The sequence below is a fragment of the Shewanella khirikhana genome (assembly GCF_003957745.1).
In the GTDB taxonomy this organism is placed as follows: domain Bacteria; phylum Pseudomonadota; class Gammaproteobacteria; order Enterobacterales; family Shewanellaceae; genus Shewanella; species Shewanella khirikhana.
Genome location: NZ_CP020373.1, coordinates 2,634,952 through 2,652,813, shown reverse-complemented (window position 1 = coordinate 2,652,813; position 17,862 = coordinate 2,634,952). Strand labels below are relative to the sequence as shown.

Annotated in this window: 15 protein-coding genes; 11 read left to right on the top strand and 4 right to left on the bottom strand. The window is 54.9% G+C overall.

Annotated features, from left to right (window positions below; all coding sequences use genetic code 11):
- Window positions 1–139: 139 nt before the first annotated feature.
- From STH12_RS11500 to STH12_RS11485, 4 genes are all read left to right on the top strand, one after another.
- A complete protein-coding gene (locus tag STH12_RS11500; protein WP_126167686.1) occupies window positions 140–1,669 on the top strand; it encodes a M17 family metallopeptidase in 1,530 nt (509 codons plus the stop codon).
- Between the two features lie 1,122 nt (window positions 1,670–2,791).
- Window positions 2,792–4,081: an NCS2 family permease gene (locus STH12_RS11495; protein WP_126167685.1), complete on the top strand. Its 1,290-nt coding sequence runs from the start codon at window positions 2,792–2,794 to the stop codon at window positions 4,079–4,081.
- 416 nt (window positions 4,082–4,497) lie between these two features.
- On the top strand, window positions 4,498–5,631 hold the full coding sequence (gene proB, locus STH12_RS11490) for a glutamate 5-kinase (RefSeq protein WP_126167684.1): 1,134 nt from the start codon (window positions 4,498–4,500) through the stop codon (window positions 5,629–5,631).
- On the top strand, window positions 5,631–6,896 hold the full coding sequence (locus tag STH12_RS11485; protein WP_126167683.1) for a glutamate-5-semialdehyde dehydrogenase: 1,266 nt from the start codon (window positions 5,631–5,633) through the stop codon (window positions 6,894–6,896). Before proB ends, STH12_RS11485 begins: the two co-directional genes overlap by 1 nt.
- Before the next feature lie 62 nt (window positions 6,897–6,958).
- Here STH12_RS11485 and STH12_RS11480 read toward each other — a convergent pair whose 3' ends face one another.
- Window positions 6,959–7,351, bottom strand: coding sequence for a hypothetical protein (locus STH12_RS11480; protein ID WP_126167682.1), 393 nt, complete (start codon window positions 7,349–7,351; stop codon window positions 6,959–6,961).
- Window positions 7,352–7,596: 245 nt separating this feature from the next.
- On the opposite strand from STH12_RS11480, the gene STH12_RS11475 reads away from it, so the two are divergent.
- Window positions 7,597–8,223, top strand: coding sequence for a hypothetical protein (locus tag STH12_RS11475; RefSeq protein ID WP_126167681.1), 627 nt, complete (start codon window positions 7,597–7,599; stop codon window positions 8,221–8,223).
- Between the two features lie 54 nt (window positions 8,224–8,277).
- Here STH12_RS11475 and STH12_RS11470 read toward each other — a convergent pair whose 3' ends face one another.
- Window positions 8,278–9,189, bottom strand: a complete 912-nt coding sequence (locus tag STH12_RS11470) for a DMT family transporter (protein ID WP_126167680.1) — start codon at window positions 9,187–9,189, stop codon at window positions 8,278–8,280.
- Window positions 9,190–9,459: 270 nt separating this feature from the next.
- On the opposite strand from STH12_RS11470, the gene dnaK reads away from it, so the two are divergent.
- Together dnaK and dnaJ are read left to right on the top strand one after the other, a co-directional pair.
- The gene (gene dnaK / locus STH12_RS11465) at window positions 9,460–11,376 is read left to right on the top strand and encodes a molecular chaperone DnaK (protein WP_126167679.1); all 1,917 of its coding nucleotides are present in this window, start codon (window positions 9,460–9,462) and stop codon (window positions 11,374–11,376) included.
- An 86-nt stretch (window positions 11,377–11,462) separates the two neighbouring features.
- Window positions 11,463–12,593, top strand: a complete 1,131-nt coding sequence (gene dnaJ / locus STH12_RS11460) for a molecular chaperone DnaJ (RefSeq protein ID WP_126167678.1) — start codon at window positions 11,463–11,465, stop codon at window positions 12,591–12,593.
- A gap of 84 nt (window positions 12,594–12,677) precedes the next feature.
- Here dnaJ and STH12_RS11455 read toward each other — a convergent pair whose 3' ends face one another.
- Both STH12_RS11455 and STH12_RS11450 read right to left on the bottom strand, forming a co-directional pair.
- The gene (locus tag STH12_RS11455) at window positions 12,678–13,433 is read right to left on the bottom strand and encodes a PilZ domain-containing protein (RefSeq protein ID WP_126167677.1); all 756 of its coding nucleotides are present in this window, start codon (window positions 13,431–13,433) and stop codon (window positions 12,678–12,680) included.
- Between the two features lie 74 nt (window positions 13,434–13,507).
- Window positions 13,508–14,137: a glutathione S-transferase family protein gene (locus STH12_RS11450; RefSeq protein ID WP_126167676.1), complete on the bottom strand. Its 630-nt coding sequence runs from the start codon at window positions 14,135–14,137 to the stop codon at window positions 13,508–13,510.
- Between the two features lie 118 nt (window positions 14,138–14,255).
- On the opposite strand from STH12_RS11450, the gene STH12_RS11445 reads away from it, so the two are divergent.
- From STH12_RS11445 to dapB, 4 genes are all read left to right on the top strand, one after another.
- Entirely contained in the window at window positions 14,256–15,398 is a 1,143-nt protein-coding gene (locus STH12_RS11445; protein ID WP_164551198.1) for a GlxA family transcriptional regulator, read from the top strand.
- A gap of 75 nt (window positions 15,399–15,473) precedes the next feature.
- Window positions 15,474–16,274 carry a M48 family metallopeptidase gene (locus tag STH12_RS11440; protein ID WP_126167674.1) on the top strand — a complete coding sequence of 267 codons (801 nt, stop codon included), beginning with the start codon at window positions 15,474–15,476 and terminating at the stop codon, window positions 16,272–16,274.
- Window positions 16,275–16,357: 83 nt separating this feature from the next.
- Window positions 16,358–16,975, top strand: a complete 618-nt coding sequence (locus STH12_RS11435; RefSeq protein WP_126167673.1) for an FKBP-type peptidyl-prolyl cis-trans isomerase — start codon at window positions 16,358–16,360, stop codon at window positions 16,973–16,975.
- Window positions 16,976–17,029: 54 nt separating this feature from the next.
- Complete coding sequence (gene dapB, locus STH12_RS11430; RefSeq protein WP_126167672.1) at window positions 17,030–17,842, top strand: 4-hydroxy-tetrahydrodipicolinate reductase; 813 nt, start codon at window positions 17,030–17,032, stop codon at window positions 17,840–17,842.
- Window positions 17,843–17,862: the final 20 nt, after the last annotated feature.

Genomic DNA, 17,862 nt, shown 5'->3' with positions numbered 1-17,862 from the left:
CTGGGGTGGATGGGCAAACATCCCTCTTGTGGAAGCCAAAGTTTCCAGCGAAAGGCCGTGCAGCGGGTGGCAAATGATGCTGTTTGCAGGAATAATCAGCCGAGCCTTGCAATACACAATCAAAACAATAGGACGGGTCATGTTTCAGGCACAATTTGTTGTTGAACAGGATGAAAATGGCATCTTCGCCGGTGAGGGCTTCGATGCCCTCATGGTGCTGAGCCCCTCATTGGATGCAGTTTCCCTCGATGAAGTACGTCTGCTGGCAGGCCACGCCGCCAGTATCGACAAGCGGGTGGGAAAGACCACCACCTTACTGCTGGCACCGGGCCTCGCCGGTGGCCGCTTGATTTACGCCCCCATAGGCAGCAGCTATGGCGATTATGACGACGTGCGCTCAGTGACCCAGGCTGCCCGCAGCGCCATTGCCATGGCAAGAGACGCAGGCGCCACTCGGCCGCTGCTGGCGGTGTTTGGCCGTGACGATAAAGTTGAAGCCATGCTGGCCGCCGCCCTTGGCTGTGGTCAGGAATTATGGACCAGCCTTGAAGCCAGGGAGCAGGGCGCTGCCCCTTGCAGTATTGAAACCATTGGCCTTTATGGCGCCGATGAATCGCTCGCCACCCTGGCCAGCGCCCTCGAGACAGGTCGCAATCTCGCCCGAGATCTGTGCGGCACCGAGCCTGAGCGTATGTCGGCACCCGCCTTTGCCGATTACTGCGTTAAAGCCTTTGCTGGCACTGATATCCACACCCGGGTGATTGAAGGCCGTGATGAGCTGGAGCGCGACTATCCGCTTTTGAGCGCTGTGGGCCGCGCCTCTTTTGCGGTGGGGCGTCATCAGCCTAGAGTCGTGAAACTCGAATATGTGGGTGAGGGCGAGGTTGAGCGCACTTTCCTCTTTGCCGGTAAAGGCGTGGTGTACGACACCGGCGGCGCCGATCTGAAAATTGGCGGGGCCATGGCAGGCATGAGCCGTGACAAGGGCGGCGCTGCTGCCGTTGCAGGCCTGATGAAAACCCTGTCGCTACTCAAACCCAAAGGTATTCGGGTGATTGCCGAACTTGGACTGGTGCGTAACAGCATTGGCTCAGAGGCTTTTGTCACCGATGAAATCATTCCAAGCCACGCCGGTGTGCGGGTGCGGATTGGCAACACGGATGCCGAAGGGCGTCTGGTGCTGGCCGATATCTTAAGCCACCTGCGGCAAAAGGCGCTCGGCGCCGTTAACCCAGAGATCTTCTCGGTAGCAACACTGACCGGCCATGTGGTGCGCGCCTACGGCGGTTATCCGGCGGCGGTGGCCAACTCTGTGGCTCACAGCGGCGGTGTGGCAGGGCAGATTGCCATGTTGGGTGACAACATAGGGGAGCCATTCGAAGTCTCCAGGCTGCGCCGGGAAGACTTTGACAAGATTAAAGATGTGTCTGGCGCGTCGGACATTTTGTCATCCAATAATGCGCCTTCTTCTGTGACCGCCCGAGGCCATCAGTTCCCGGCAGCATTTCTTATCCGCGCCTCGGGCCTTGAGGCCCATGGGCTTGGCAGCGATAAACCCCTGCCTTACGTGCATCTGGACATTGCCGGCAGTGCCACAGAAGGGGATCCTGTGTACGGTAAACCAACAGCGTCGCCTTTGGCGGTAATGTGTCATTATCTTACAAGGTAAGGCTGTAATTCGTAACGTGCTGAAAAATAGCGGGATGCCAGAGGTGTCCCGCTTTTTTATTGGAACTCCATCACAAATAACCCCAGAATTAATGTGTAATAAAATTACAGGAAATCGCCAAAACAAAAAAATTATCAAATAATGCTTGTAATAAAACTACAGTTAGCTATACTTGCTCTCGTTGACAGGGCAAGATGCCCGTCACCTCTAGTCAATCCAGGATGGATACCTCTCCAGGGAACCGAGTGACAAGTTGTCTCCACGGATATGAGAATCTCTAGCTCCAGGGAACCGAGCCAAGCTTCGCTAGAGTACTTACTGACTTGTTAATTTGGAGCTTATGACTATGTCTTACACTGGTAAAAACGCATTTGTTTGGCAGAACACCTGGTTTAACGCAACTTTGCTGCGCGGTGGTCTGTACACCATGACTTTCAAGGGTTAATCGTCCCCTTAATGGCGGTTCAAGGGTTTAACTACCCCTTCCCTAAGTAGTTTCCATCATCCATCAACCTTTGTGTTACCCCTTTGGGGTACTTTTTGGACTCAAGTTGTATGTTGATACGCATCTGTCGACATACCAGGTTTTTCCGCTAGCGCGGTAATTCTTTTCCCATCCGGGACGCTTGAAACATGTCTTTGCCTGCTCATTGAGCAGGCTTTTTTTTATCCATTGCAACCATAGCCGCTAATTTGCGCATTCGATTGCATCCTGTCTGCTGCCCCGCTTAGGGAAGGTGCGAACAAGTCCTCGCACAGCTCTGGCTTTGATAGCGACGACAGTTCAAGGCATTCAACTGAAAGCATGCCGAGGCCTGCTGAAGTTGAATAACGCCGAAATGGTGTTGCTATCAAAGCCCCGTAGGGCGTGGCTTAAAGCGGTATTTGCTGCGTTACAGTTCTTGCGAAGGACTAGGGCCATTCGCTGCAAACTGTGCCTTGCATCTATCCACTTTAAGCACACGCAGAGCAAGCACGGGACTTATTCGCACCTTCCTTAGCCATTTATTCTGGCCTGACCAGGCCAAAGTCCCTATAATCTGCGCCGGATTGAAAATGTTAAGGCATTTTTACATTCGCTCTGATACCCATTATTAAAACAAGATCAAGGAACCCGGTTCCATGTTAGAAAAAATCTTTAAACTCAAAGAGAATCAAACGACTCTGAAGCAGGAAGTGGTTGCGGGGTTAACGACCTTCCTGACGATGGCGTACATTATTTTCGTCAATCCCATGATGCTGGCCGATGCTGGTATGGATCACGGCGCCGTGTTTGTGGCGACCTGTCTTGCGGCCGCAATCGGCTGCTTGATCATGGGCCTGATGGCCAACTATCCCATCGCGCTGGCACCCGGCATGGGCCTGAACGCCTTCTTCACCTACACGGTGGTGGGTGAGATGGGTTACAGCTGGGAAACCGCGCTGGGCGCCGTGTTTATGTCCGGTGTCTGCTTCCTGATCCTGTCGCTGGTACGTATTCGCGAGTGGATTGTGAACTCCATTCCCATGTCGCTGCGTCTTGGTATTGCTGCCGGTATTGGCTTGTTCCTCGCCCTGATTGGCCTGAAAAGTGCCGGTATTGTGGTGGCGAGCCCGGCAACTCTGGTGACCATGGGCGACATCAAAGCCTTCCCGGCGGTGATGGCGGTACTGGGCTTCTTCCTGATCATTGCCATGGTCAACCGCGGCATGAAGTCGGCGGTTATCTTAAGCATTCTCGCCATTACCGGCCTGGGTCTGCTGTTTGGTGATATCCAATACAATGGTTTGGTTGCCGCGCCGCCATCAATTGCGCCCACCTTTATGAAGATGGACCTCTCGGCCGTGCTCGAAGTGAGCATGCTGTCGGTGGTGTTTGCCTTCCTGTTTGTGGATCTGTTTGACACCTCGGGCACCTTGGTGGCCGTGGCCCAACGTGGTGGTTTCCTTGATGACAAGGGCCGCCTGCCACGCCTGAACCGCGCCCTGACTGCCGACAGCGTGGCCACCATTGCCGGTGCTGCGCTGGGTACGTCAACGACCACCAGTTACATTGAGAGTACCGCTGGCGTGAGCGCCGGTGGTCGCACCGGTCTGACCGCCGTGGTGGTGGGACTGCTGTTTTTGGCCGCGCTGTTTATATCGCCACTTGCGGGTATGGTGCCGGCTTATGCCACCGCAGGTACCCTGTTCTACGTGGCCATTCTGATGATGTCTGGCCTGGTACATGTTGAGTGGGAAGATATCACCGAAGCTGCCCCAGTGGTGGTGGTGTGTCTGTTGATGCCGCTGACCTTCTCGATTGCCTCGGGTATCGCCTTTGGCTTTATCTCTTATGCTGCCATCAAGGCGCTCAGTGGTCGCTTCCGTGACCTCAATGTGGGCGTGGTGGTGCTGGCGCTGCTGTTCCTGGCGAAGTTTGCCTTCGCCTAAATAAAGCGCTCAGTGATTAAGGGTCATACAGTGTATGGCCCTTTTTTTATGGGATTTTTCAGCAAAGGTGCTTTTTGTGGCAAATATTACCCGGCCCCGTTGTGCAAGGGCGCTTGCTTTGGGTATAAGGGATGGTGCGAACAAGTCCTCGCACAGCTCTGGCTTGGATAGCGACGACAGTTCAAGGCATTCAACTGAAGGCATGCCGAGGCCTGCTGAAGTTGAATAACGCCGAAATGGTGTTGCTATCAAAGCCCCGTAGGGCGTGGCTTACAAGCGGTATCTGCTGCGTTACAGTTCTTGCGAAGGACTAGGGCCATTCGCTGCGAACTGTGCCTTGCATCTATCCACTTTAAGCACACGCAGAGCAAGCACGGGACTTATTCGGTAAGTTCGGCTTTTTTTACTGGAACAATATGAACTCGAATGAGCAAGGCTACCGGCGGGTAGTGGTAAAACTGGGAACCAGTGTGCTCACCTCCGGCAGCAAATCGCTGGATAAGGCGCATATGGTGGAGCTGGCCAGACAGATGGCAGCACTGATGAAGTCAGGTGTGGAAGTGGTGTTGGTGACCTCGGGTGCCATTGCTGCTGGCCGTGAACATCTGGGTTACCCGGTTCTGCCCGACACCATGGCCAACAAACAGCTGTTGGCTGCTGTCGGGCAAAGCCAGCTCATTCTCGCCTGGTCACAATTGTTCAGCATTTACGGCCTGCATGTGGGCCAACTGTTGCTGACCCGGGCGGATCTGCACGACCGCGAGCGTTATCTCAATGCCCGCGATACCCTCAATGCGCTGCTGGCGCAGGGGATTATTCCCATCATTAATGAAAATGATGCGGTGGCGACCACCGAAATCAAAGTGGGCGACAACGACAACCTGTCGGCCAGGGCGGCGCTCCTGTGCGATGCCGACCTTCTGATGTTGCTCACCGACCAAAAAGGCCTCTTTGATGCCGACCCCCGCAAGGAGCCCAACGCCAGGCTCATTCCGGAAGTGCAGCACATTGACGACAGCCTGCGTTTGCTGGCCGGGGGCTCTGTGTCCGGTCTTGGTACCGGCGGTATGGCCACCAAGCTTGAAGCGGCAGATATCGCCCGCCGCGCAGGTATCGAGGTGATTATCGCCTCAGGTCATCATTCGGAAGTGATCCAAAAGGCCGCCAGCCGTGAGGCGGTTGGCACCCGTTTTCTTGCTATCGAAAGCCCGCTTGAGAGCCGCAAACAGTGGATTTTAGCCGGTCCCAAAGCCAAGGGGCGGCTGTATCTGGACGCCGGCGCCGTGGCTGCCGTGACGAGCCGTGGCCGAAGTCTACTGGCCAAGGGCATTGTCTCGGTGGAAGGTGAGTTTGAGCGCGGCGATACCCTGGAGCTGCTAAGCCCCGAGGGCAGGGTGGTTGCCAGGGGCATAGCCCGCTATCAGGCCAGGGCGCTTAGCGCCATCGCAGGTAAACACTCCGATGATATTGAGCCGCTGCTTGGCTATGACTATGGCGATGCCGCTGTGCATCGCAACGATATGGTGGTATTGGCGGGAGGTGAGCGCTGATGAGCGAGCAACAAGCGTATTTGGAACAACTGGGGCAAGCGGCAAAGACCTCGGGTTTTGCGTTGGCAAATCTGGGTATTCAAGCTAAAAATCAGCTGCTTGCGGCTATTGCCGCTGAGCTTCACGCCGACAGCAGCACAATTTTGGCGGCAAATCGCCGTGATGTGGCATCCGCCCGCGAAGCCGGGCTCAACGATGCCATGATAGACAGGCTGCTGCTGGATGAGGCGCGGCTTAATGCCATTATCGCCGATATCGACAATGTAATATCCCTTGCCGATCCTGTGGGTGAAGAGTTTGATAACCGCGTGCTGGATAACGGTATTCGCCTCAGTCGCCGCCGGGTGCCCCTTGGGGTTATTGGGGTGATCTACGAGGCGCGCCCCAATGTTACCGTGGAGATTGCGGTGCTGGCGCTGAAAACCGGTAATGCGGTCATTTTGCGTGGCGGCAAGGAAACCCGTGAATCGAACCTGGCACTGGCGGCCGCTATTCGCCGGGGGCTGAATCAGCAAGGACTGCCGCAAGATTGCGTGCAACTGATTGATAATCCAGACCGTGCTTTGGTGACCGGGCTTTTGAAGCTCGATAAACATGTCGACATGATAGTGCCCCGAGGCGGCCAGGGACTGCAGCGGCTGTGCGCCGAGCAGGCGACCATTCCGGTTATTCTGGGTGGGATTGGTATTTGTCATTTGTATCTGGATAAGGATGCCGACACCGGCCGCGCAGCGGATGTGATTATCAATGCCAAGGTGCAGCGTCCGACCGTGTGTAATGCGCTGGATACCCTGCTTATCCATCAGGATAAACTCGACTGGTTGCCGCAGCTTGCCAAGGCTTTGCAGCAGCAAGGTGTGAAGCTGGTGGCCTGTGAGCAAAGCCGGGAGGTACTGACAGGCGCTGGCTTGGCCTCTGAAGCGGCAACCGAGGAGAGTTTTGGCATCGAGTGGTTGTCGCTCACCCTGGGGGTGCGGGTCGTGCCTGATATAGACACAGCCATCAACCATATCCGCCGCTATTCATCCGGGCACTCAGAGGCGATTCTTACCGACAATCTCGCCGCAGCGACCCACTTTATGAATGAGGTGGATTCGTCGGCGGTGTATGTCAATGCCTCGACCCGCTTTACCGATGGCGGTCAGTTCGGCCTTGGCGCCGAAGTAGCGGTCAGCACCCAGAAGCTGCATGCCAGAGGGCCAATGGGACTGGAAGCGCTGACCACCTACAAGTGGCTCGCCATCGGCGACTACACCTGCCGCTGAACCGATAAGTTACAGCAGCCACTAAAAAAGCCGCATCAAGCGGCTTTTTTATTGTCTTTTTATCAGCGTGGTTTTTTCGGTGGCACGTATTGATCGCCCATCAGCTCTTTCAGCCTTTCTTCTTTGGGGAAGACCGGCGGGTCGACGATGTAATCCACAATTGCGATGCTCCAAACGATAACCATGCCGATGATGATGGCGATGGACATAATTCGAAAGGCAATGATTGGATCCTGGGCGTGGGCGAAGTACCTGAGCTGTACATAGCGGTTCAGGTAAATGGCGGGAAACAGAAACATGGAATACATCAGCACTGCGGTGGTGGTGAATACATTGCCGTAATAATGGTCCACCACGAGCATAAACAAACACACCAGTAAGGCCGTGTAACGAAAGCGAATTTCGGCCCTGGGAGAAAGGTGGAACAGGGGTTTGCCGTCAATAACCAGACTCATGCTCTTGCGCGCTCCTTTGCACTTGAGGTTTCAAGTTATAAACCTGTTAACGGAAGTTTTCAACCTCGTATGGTCTGAATGGCCAAGTCGATGGTGAAATTCACTAATAGCTGAGGCCTTGGAAACTCATCTTTCGCTGCGCCAATTTTATCGTGTTGAAAAATAAGGATATAAATTTTGGCATTCTCTTTGCTATCTCAACCTTTAGACAAACTGAAGAGTTCCGCGTTTCAAGGAGAATCAAAATGAGAACAGCACTGACCACAGCCACCCTGACTGCACTGTTATTAGCCGTACCTGCGTTTGCTGCCGATAAAACCCTGACCCAGAGTTTTGATTATCAGGGCGAAACCCTGACCCTGGATGTGGGCGTGGGTGAGGTGGAGATAGTTGCCGCCGATACCCAGCAAGTTCAGATTGAGGTAAGGGTTGAGCCTTCCAACGATGGTTTCCTGTTTTTCGGTGGCCGCAAGGATGTAAGCGATGTGGATCTGCACGCCAAACTTACCGAAGGCAAGAAGCTGACGCTGCGTCTTAACGACAACGACGATGTGAAAGAGCACTGGCGCATCTCCATTCCGGCCTCAGCCGCCATCAATGTGGACATGGGCGTGGGCCGCATCGAAACCAACGGACTGGATAACAGCGTCGAAATCGACCTGGGTGTGGGCGAAGTGGAAGTGAATCACAGCCACGATTATGGCGATATCTCGCTGCACTCGGGTGTGGGTGATGTGAGCTTCAGCCACAATGGCCAAAACGTTGAAGTTGAGCGCGCCATGGTGAGTGCCAGCTATCAGGCCAATGCCGGTGGTCAGGGCCGTCTGGCGGTGGATGTGGGTGTAGGCGAAGTCGACATCAACAAGCTGTAAGCGGTTTTCCGGCATTAAAAAAGCCCCATCGAGGGGCTTTTTTAATGGGCGGGCTCAGCTGCTTAACGGCGCCTTGGCGGTATTTTTAAGCCGTGGCAGCAATTGCTGCAGTGCCAGCGCGAACAGAATCAGCGCCAGCCCAACAAAGGTTGAGGCTTTAATGGCTTCGCCCAGGATCAGCGCGATAAAGCCAATCGACATCACTGGCGAAAGGAATACCAGGGTGCTGATGCTGGCGGTGCGTTCGGCGGTTTTCAGCGCCATCAGCCACAGCACGAAGGTGACGCCCATTTCAAACAGACCCACATAGACAGCGGCCGCCAATCCCTGAGGATTAAAGCTTGGCCATCCCTGCGTGGCCAGCATTGCCAGGGTCACGAAAGGCAGACCCACCATAAAGCTGAGCAACAGGCTCACCACAGGGTCGCCCTTATCGCGGGTATTCACTATCCAGTACAGACACCAGAGCACAGTGCTGGTGAGCGCCATCAGCATGCCGGTGGGCTTCTCAATCGAAAAGCCACCCAGGCTGCCACCGGTGGCAATTACAAACACGCCGCCGTAGGCCACAAGCGCCGCCAGTAAGTCGGTTTTTCGCAGTTTTTGCCCAAGCAGCGGCACCGCCAGCAGCGGCAATAAAATTGCCCAGGTGTAATTGAGCGACAGGGCTTGCTGGGCGGGCAGCAGGTCGTAGGCTTTAAACAGCACCAAATAATAGAGGAAAGGATTGAGCAGCCCGGTTTGCAGATAAAACAGCGGCCGCGTTTTGAACTGGCGCTTGAGTAATGACAGTTTGCCCTGATATCCCAAAATGGCAGCAAGGGCACAGATGGAGCTGATGACAGCAATAAACAGCAGCTGCAGAGGCGAATAGTGCGCCAGTGCCAACTTAAAGGCCGTGGCAACCGTAGACCATAGCAGTACGGCAGCCATACCGTAAACATAGGCCAAACTTGAGGTTTTCAACGATAGTGTTCCTGTGAACCGAGACAACGTTGTCAATGGCATGGCCACTGACGCTTCGATTGCATGCATTATACGCTTTTCGGCTATCAATTTTGCAAAAAGGATCAAAATTTTTTATTCGGCCCTTGTAATCGAAAAGACCGACCCAATATAGGCGTTAAGGACGAGATGTGGCGAGCATCATGCGGGACTTGAAAAGTTCAGACCGCGGCCCCATATCCAAAACCAAGCAACGAATTACTGCATTTAAAAGATTTTTTGGAGGACTCCATGGGTAAGATTATCGGTATCGACCTCGGCACAACCAACTCTTGTTTAGCTGTGCTCGATGGCGGCAAGGCGCGAGTGATTGAAAACGCTGAAGGCGATCGCACTACGCCCTCCATCATTGCGTTTACTGAAGACGAAACGCTGGTAGGCCAGCCTGCAAAACGTCAGGCCGTCACCAACCCAACCAACACTTTCTTCGCGATCAAGCGTCTGATTGGTCGTCGTTTCAAAGACGACGAAGTTCAGCGCGACGTGAACATCATGCCATTCAAGATCATCGAAGCTGACAACGGTGATGCCTGGGTGGAAAGCCGCGGCAAGAAGATGGCACCTCCACAGGTGTCTGCCGAAGTGCTGAAAAAGATGAAGAAAACGGCTGAAGACTTCCTCGGTGAAGAAGTGACTGAAGCGGTTATCACTGTACCTGCTTACTTCAACGACGCCCAGCGTCAGGCCACCAAAGATGCCGGCCGTATCGCGGGTCTGGAAGTAAAACGTATCATCAACGAGCCAACCGCTGCGGCGCTGGCCTATGGTATCGACAAGAAGCAGGGCGACAACATCGTGGCCGTGTACGACCTCGGTGGTGGTACTTTCGATATCTCCATTATTGAAATCGACAACAACGATGGCGACCAGACCTTCGAAGTACTGGCTACCAACGGTGACACTCACCTCGGTGGTGAAGACTTCGACAACCGTCTGATCAACTACCTTGCTGACGAGTTCAAGAAGGAGCAGGGCCTGGATCTGCGTAACGATCCACTGGCAATGCAGCGTCTGAAAGAAGCCGCTGAAAAGGCCAAGATTGAGCTGTCCAGCACCAACCAGACCGAAGTGAACCTGCCGTACATCACTGCCGATGCCACTGGTCCAAAACACCTGGTGGTTAAGGTGACCCGTGCCAAGCTGGAATCGCTGGTTGAAGATCTCATTCAACGTTCTCTGGAGCCGCTGAAAGTGGCCCTGGCCGATGCCGACCTGTCTGTGTCTGACATCAACGAAGTGATTTTGGTGGGCGGTCAAACCCGTATGCCAAAGGTTCAGGAAGCTGTAACCAACTTCTTCGGCAAAGAGCCTCGTAAGGATGTAAACCCTGACGAAGCTGTGGCTATCGGTGCTGCCGTTCAGGCCGGTGTACTGGCTGGTGACGTGAAAGACGTACTGCTGCTGGACGTGACCCCACTGTCTCTGGGTATCGAGACCATGGGTCAGGTGATGACTAAGCTGATTGAAAAGAACACCACTATTCCTACCAAGGCAAGCCAGGTGTTCTCTACTGCCGACGACAACCAGAGCGCCGTGACCATTCACGTGCTGCAGGGTGAGCGTAAGCAGGCCAGCGCCAACAAGTCACTGGGTCAGTTCAACCTGGAAGGCATTGATCCAGCACCACGCGGCATGCCACAGATTGAAGTTACCTTCGATATCGACGCCGACGGTATTCTGCACGTGTCTGCCAAAGACAAGAAGACCGGCAAAGAACAGAAGATCACCATCAAGGCTTCTTCTGGTCTGTCTGACGACGAAATCGAAAAAATGGTACGTGACGCCGAAGCCCATGCCGACGAAGACAAGAAATTCGAAGAGCTGGCGCAGGCCCGTAACCAGGCTGATGGTCTGGTACACGCGACCAAGAAGCAGGTTGAAGAAGCCGGTGAAGCCCTGGGCAGCGATGACAAGGCCAAGATTGACGCCGCCATCGCCGATGTTGAAGTGGCTGTAAAAGGCAACGACAAAGAAGCCATCGACAAGGCCACTCAGGCACTGATTGAAGCTTCTTCCAAGCTGGTGGAAATCGCTCAGGCCAAGGCCCAGAGCGCCGAGGGCAGCGCCCAGGGTCAGTCTTCCAGCAATGCCGGTGGCGACGATGTTGTTGACGCCGAATTCGAAGAAGTGAAAGACGACAAGAAGTAATAAGCCCGGCTTATTACCTCGGTAGCGGGCGTTAGGGGCAACCCTCACGCCCGTTTGTCCAAGCCAAGCAATGAAAGCGTGAGCATATGTCAAAGCGAGATTATTACGAGGTGCTCGGCGTTGGCCGTGACGCCAGCGAGCGGGAAATCAAGAAGGCGTACAAGCGCCTGGCGATGAAGTATCACCCCGACCGTAACCCCGGAGACAAAGAGGCAGAAGCCAGCTTTAAAGAGGTTAAGGAAGCCTATGAAATCCTGACCGATGCTGACAAGAAAGCTGCTTACGATCAGTTTGGTCATGCCGGTGTTGATCCCAACCGCGGTGGCGGTGGTTTCGGTGGTGGCGGTGATTTCGGTGATATCTTCGGCGATGTGTTCGGCGATATCTTCGGCGGCGGCCGCCGTGGTGGTCAGCGTCAGGCAGCCCGAGGCTCAGACCTGCGTTACAACCTGGAGCTGTCACTGGAAGAGGCCGTACGCGGTCTGACCAAAGAGCTGAAAGTGCCAACCCTGGTTGGCTGTGACAGCTGTGATGGCTCAGGTGCCAAGAAAGGCTCGTCTGCCACTACCTGTGGTACCTGTCATGGTATGGGCCAGGTGCAGATGCGCCAGGGCTTCTTTGCCGTGCAGCAGACCTGTCCAACCTGTCATGGCCGCGGCAAGATAATCAAAGATCCTTGCAGCAAGTGTCATGGCAATGGCCGTGTTGAGAAGACCAAGACCCTGTCGGTGAAAATTCCGGCCGGTGTCGATACCGGCGACCGTATCCGTCTGGCCGGTGAAGGTGAAGCGGGTGAGTTCGGTGCACCACCGGGAGATCTGTATGTACAGGTAACCGTGCGTGAACACCCGATTTTTGTTCGCGACGGCAACAACCTTTACTGTGAAGTGCCGATTTCCTTTGCCAAGGCTGCCCTTGGCGGTGAAATCGAAGTGCCGACCCTGGATGGCAAAGTGAGCCTGAAGATCCCGGCCGAAACCCAGACCGGACGCATGTTCCGTCTGCGTGGAAAGGGCGTAAAATCGGTTCGCAGCCATGCCGTGGGCGATCTGCTGTGTAAAGTGGTGATGGAGACGCCGGTCAACCTGTCTGAGCGTCAGAAAGAACTGCTGCGCGAATTTGAAGCCAGCCTCACCGGTGAGTCGAAAAAACACAGCCCCAAGGCTGAAGGCTTTTTCGATGGGGTGAAGAAGTTCTTCCAGGATCTGAACAGCTGATCCCAATCCGTAAATTGAAAAGCCCGGCAATGCCGGGCTTTTTATTGTCTGATTTTTATCGTTTTTTCAGAGCAGACTAAACGGCTACTGCGCCTTGGGGGCGGGCTTGGGCTGACGGAATACCAGTTTGGCACCATCGAATATCAACCTTGAGAGCAACTTTTTACAGTTGCCGGTGCCGGTATCATCAAATTGCAGGCCATATTCCTGACGGCCCCTGTGGACCCGGCGGTTGCGGATAATGCCTGACAAGGGGAAGGTTTCGCCGCTGTCGGGGGATGCGACTTCGAGCGTCATCTCCTGCCCCGACTCAAACACCGGCGCTATGCCCTGATAGGAAAAACAGCAGCCGCTCATGGAAATGTCTTTGAGCGCCACCTCCATCCGCCGCTGTGCAGTCAGCAGAAATCCATTGATATTCAGCTGATAGCGCATCTCGCCCCTCAGCTGGAACAGGGTGGCCTGTTCGGGCAGCTTGAGGATCATCAGCCCAACCGGGGTGCGAATGACATGGTCGATGCAGGTTTTGAACTTAACGATAGCGCCTTCCGCCCGCTCGGAAATACAGGTAACAAACACCCAGAAACCCACCTGCAGGTACAGGTCCATTTCGGCGGGTTTCATCGCAGGCAGGCTGTAAAAGATGTGCTTTTTATTGTCGTAACCGATGAAGTGGGTGTTGGCCGTTAGCCTTTGCCCAAGCGGGGTGGTAATTTCCACCGACACTTCGCTGCCATGGTCGATATGATCCATGGCCATCAGGCCCGACACTGCCTTTTCACGGTCTTTGGAGTAGAGAGCTTTGGGCTTGTTTTTGGCCTGATTTGTCATGGAACGCATACGCTTTTATTGGGTGCCTTCCTAAAAGATAACACAATTTTTACAGGAGGCACCCTGAACAAATCAGCAGCACATCAGAGGCTTATCGGCGCAATTTCGCCCATTTCCACCATGCGGCCGATGGCAGGGCGGTCAATACAGCGTTTCAGGTAATCCATCAGCTCAGGCATCACCTGCAGCCCGACCTTGAAGTGCATCATCAGTGCCACACAGTTGTGAATGTCGGCCAGAGAAAAGCCGCTTTCCAGCAGATAGCCGCTGCTGCTTATTCCTTTGTGCAGAATGCGCTGGGCCCGCATGCCCTCCCAGCCCATGGTTCGCTTGAGCGGTGCCATCTCCAGCTTCAGCTCATCCGGGTAGATACGCTCGTTTTTAATCAGTCCCCAGGGCCCGACTTCCAGCTCTGACAGAGCAAAGTCGCTCCATTGCATCAGCTTTGCCTGTGCTTTGGGGCACTCGGGCAACAGTGGACTTTGCGCCGCTTTGGCGATGTAAAAACAAATGGCGTTGGTTTCAAGCAAAATCAAATCATCATCCTGCAGCGCCGGTACCTTGCCATTGGGATTGATGGCGAGGTACTCGGGCTGGCGACACTCGCCGCCGCGCAGATCCAGCCTGCGATACTCGTAGGGCAGGGTGGTTTCTTCCAATGTCCATAACGCCCTCACGGTTCGGGTGTTGGGGCTTCCAAATAAGGTCAACATACGCACTCCTTTGTCAGTGTTTCAATCGGTCTTGTGCTTGCCAGTCTAGTGCTTGCAGTTAAGGCAAATAATGGTCATATTTGCCCATAAAGGTGCGAAATGTGACTTGGAGCCAGGAATGCCAACGATTGCCGTGTTAGCCATGCCAGGATGTATGGCCTCTTCAGTGCACAATGTGCTGGATGCCTGCTATGTGGCTAATCGCTGTATTGCCGCATCAAAAAGTCCGCAAAAGGCTGATGACCAATCCGCTGAGCTCTCTTCAGGCCTGAGCGCCAATGCCAAGGCTGGCAATGGCCAGGCGGCTTCCGGGCAACATGGGCTTATAAAAAATGTTGAGGCCGGGTTTGTCGCCAAGATAGTCACCATGGATGGCAAACCGGTCGATACCACTACAGGGCAGCAGATCCATCCCCATGCAGGCATCGATGATATTGAGCGGCCGGATATCATTCTTATCTCAAGCCTTTTATCTGCCTCGGCCACCTTTGCCGATGTGGATAGCTATCTTAAGAATGCCGCGCCTGCGGTCGACTGGGTCCGCCAGATGAGCCGGGACGGCAGTTTTATTGCCAGCGCCTGCAGCGGCACCTTCCTACTGGCAGAGGCCGGGCTGCTCGATGGCCGCGATGCTACTACACACTGGATGCTTGAAGGGGTATTTCGGCGCCGCTACCCAAGAGTCAGCTATCACGGTGAGCGATTACTGCTGGAATATGGCGACCTTATCTGCGGCGGCGCTTTCAGTGCCTTTAATGATGTGCTGCTTCGGCTGATTGAGCGCTACGCCGGGCGGGAAATCGCGATGCTCTGTGCCCGGGTGATGCTGCTTGAGCCGAGTCGTGAACTGCAACAGCCCTTTGCCGAGTCCGGCAACAAGCACCACGAAGATGAAAGCATTGCCCGCGCCGAGGCCTGGCTTAAGCGCCATTTCGACAAGAAAATCAGTGTGGAAGAGGCCGCCGATGCCGTCGCCATGGGCGGGCGTAACTTCAAACGTCGCTTTAAGGCGGCGACCGGGGAGACCCCGCTTGAGTATTTACAGCGGCTTCGTATTGAATCGGCAAAACGCCAGCTGGAGCAATCGGCCCGAAGCAGCCTGAACGTCATCTGGTCGGTGGGGTATGAAGATGCCAGCTCGTTCAGGCGCCTGTTTAAGAAGCACACCGGGGTGACAATGGAGCAATACCGGCGTCGTTTTGGGATGGTCCACGCGCCCGGAGCGCAATCGCCGCAGGCATCCGCGGGCGATTTGGCCTGAGGCAGCAGTCGGCGTAGAATGGTGCCCATGTTGAGCCCCTGTTAAATCATGACGGGTAATTAAAGGAATAAGCCAATGAAACAACTCCTTTGCGCCGCTGCGCTGCTGGCGCTGCTTGGTGGCTGTGCCACTCACCAATCGCCAACAGGCCGTGGCCAAACCCTGCTGTTTTCCGCATCAGAAATGGACCAGCTTGGTGCCGCGTCGTTCGAAGAGATGAAAAAGCAGCAAAAGATCAGCAAAGACAGCAAGGTAAATGCCTATGTGGGCTGTGTGGCCAATCGGGTCACAGCGGCGCTGCCGGGTAACACCCAGCGCTGGGAAGTGGTGGTGTTCGACTCGCCCCAGGTGAATGCCTTCGCGCTGCCGGGGGGCCATATCGGCGTGTACACAGGCCTTTTGAAGGTGGCTGAAAATCAGGACCAACTGGCGGTGGTGCTGGGCCATGAAGTGTCCCACGTGCTGGCGCAGCACAGTAATGAACAGGTGTCCCGGGCACAGATGACCGGCACTGGGCTTCAGCTGGCCAATGTGGCACTGGGCGCAGGCGGTATCGCCAATCGTGACCTTTATATGGCGGCGCTGGGGCTTGGCGCTCAGGTGGGCTACATTCTGCCCTTTGGCCGCGAGCAGGAAACCGAAGCCGATGTGATGGGGCTTGAACTGATGGCCCGCGCCGGTTTTGACCCCAGAGCAGGCACCAGGCTGTGGCAAAATATGGCTAAAGTGGGCGGCGAGCAGGGGCCAGAGCTGCTTTCAACCCACCCTTCACACGGCACACGCATCAGTGAACTTAGCCGTCTGGAGCAAAAAGTGCTGCCCCTGTATGAGGCCGCAAAAGCGGCCGGGGTGAAGAACTGTCAAATTACTAAATAAGGCAGAGCTTTTTCGCCGCGGCTGCCTATTTCGTGATAGAATACCTGCCGTTATTTTCATGTACATTCGAGAGAACCCGAATTATGTCTGATAAATTCAGCACTGTTGAGCTGCAGGCGAGCTACGGCGTAGGCCGTCAGCTGGGCGAGCAACTGGCCGCCAATTCCTTTGAAGGTCTGGACATCCCTGCCGTACAGGCCGGTCTGGCCGACGCATTCGACGGCAAAGAAAGCGCCGTTTCCATGCAGGATCTGCAGATTGCCTTTACCGAAATCAGCCGCCGCCTGCAACAGGCTCAGGAAGAAGCTGCCGAAGCCGCTATCGCCGAAGGCGAAAACTTCCTGGCTGAAAACGCCAAGCGTGACGGTGTATTCGTGACTGAATCTGGTCTGCAATACGAAGTGCTGAGTGAAGGTAATGGCGACAAGCCTACCTACGAGTCAACTGTTCGCACTCACTACCACGGTTCTTTCATCGACGGTAAAGTGTTCGACAGCTCTGTTGTGCGTGGTCAGCCAGCCGAGTTCCCGGTATCTGGCGTTATCGCCGGCTGGACCGAAGCGCTGCAGCTGATGAACGTTGGCGCCAAGTACAAGCTGTACGTGCCATTCCACCTGGCCTATGGCGAGCGTGGTGCGGGTTCTTCCATCCCGCCATACTCAACTCTCGTTTTCGAAGTTGAGCTTCTGGATATCGTTTGATGTTAAGCGCCTGAGCAATGCTCGGGCGTTTTTTTGTGTTTCAGGGAGCAATAGATGACAGCACATGTGCGAGTCGCCGTCATTGGTGCCAGCGGCCGTATGGGCCGTGCACTGCTGGAAGCGGCCGGTAACCACGAAGGCATAGTGCTCGGCGCCGCCATTGAGCGTCCGGGTTCAACCTTGATCGGTGTTGATGCCGGTGAAATGGCCGGTTTGGGTAAGCTGGGCGTGAGCCTGGTGGATAGCCTGGATGCGGTAACCGAGCAGTTCGACGTACTTATCGATTTCACCTCTCCGGAGTCCACGCTGATTAATCTTGATTGGTGTGTTAAGCACGGCAAGGCCATAGTGATTGGCACTACCGGTTTTAACCATGCCCAGAAAGAACAGATAGTGGCGCTGGCAGAAGAAACACCAGTGGTGATGGCCCCCAATATGTCAGTGGGTGTCAACCTGATGTGGAAACTGCTGGAAGTAGCCGCCAGGGTGATGGGTGAGTACACAGATATCGAAATCATCGAAGGCCACCACAGACACAAGAAAGATGCGCCTTCCGGTACCGCACTCAAGATGGGCGAAGTGATTGCCCAAACCTTGGGGCGTGACCTGGAAAAAGTGGCCGTCTACGGCCGTGAGGGCATCACGGGTGAGCGCGATCGTCAGACCATCGGCTTTGCCACTGTGCGCGCCGGCGATCTGGTGGGCGAACACACCGCCATGTTTGCCGATATCGGCGAGCGTTTGGAAATTACCCATAAAGCATCCAGTCGTATGACCTTTGCCAATGGCGCTATGCGTGCAGCCAAATGGTTGGCCGATCAGAAGTCGGGTCTTTACGATATGCAACAGGTATTGGGATTGAGTTGATTAAAAAAACCGCCATTGAG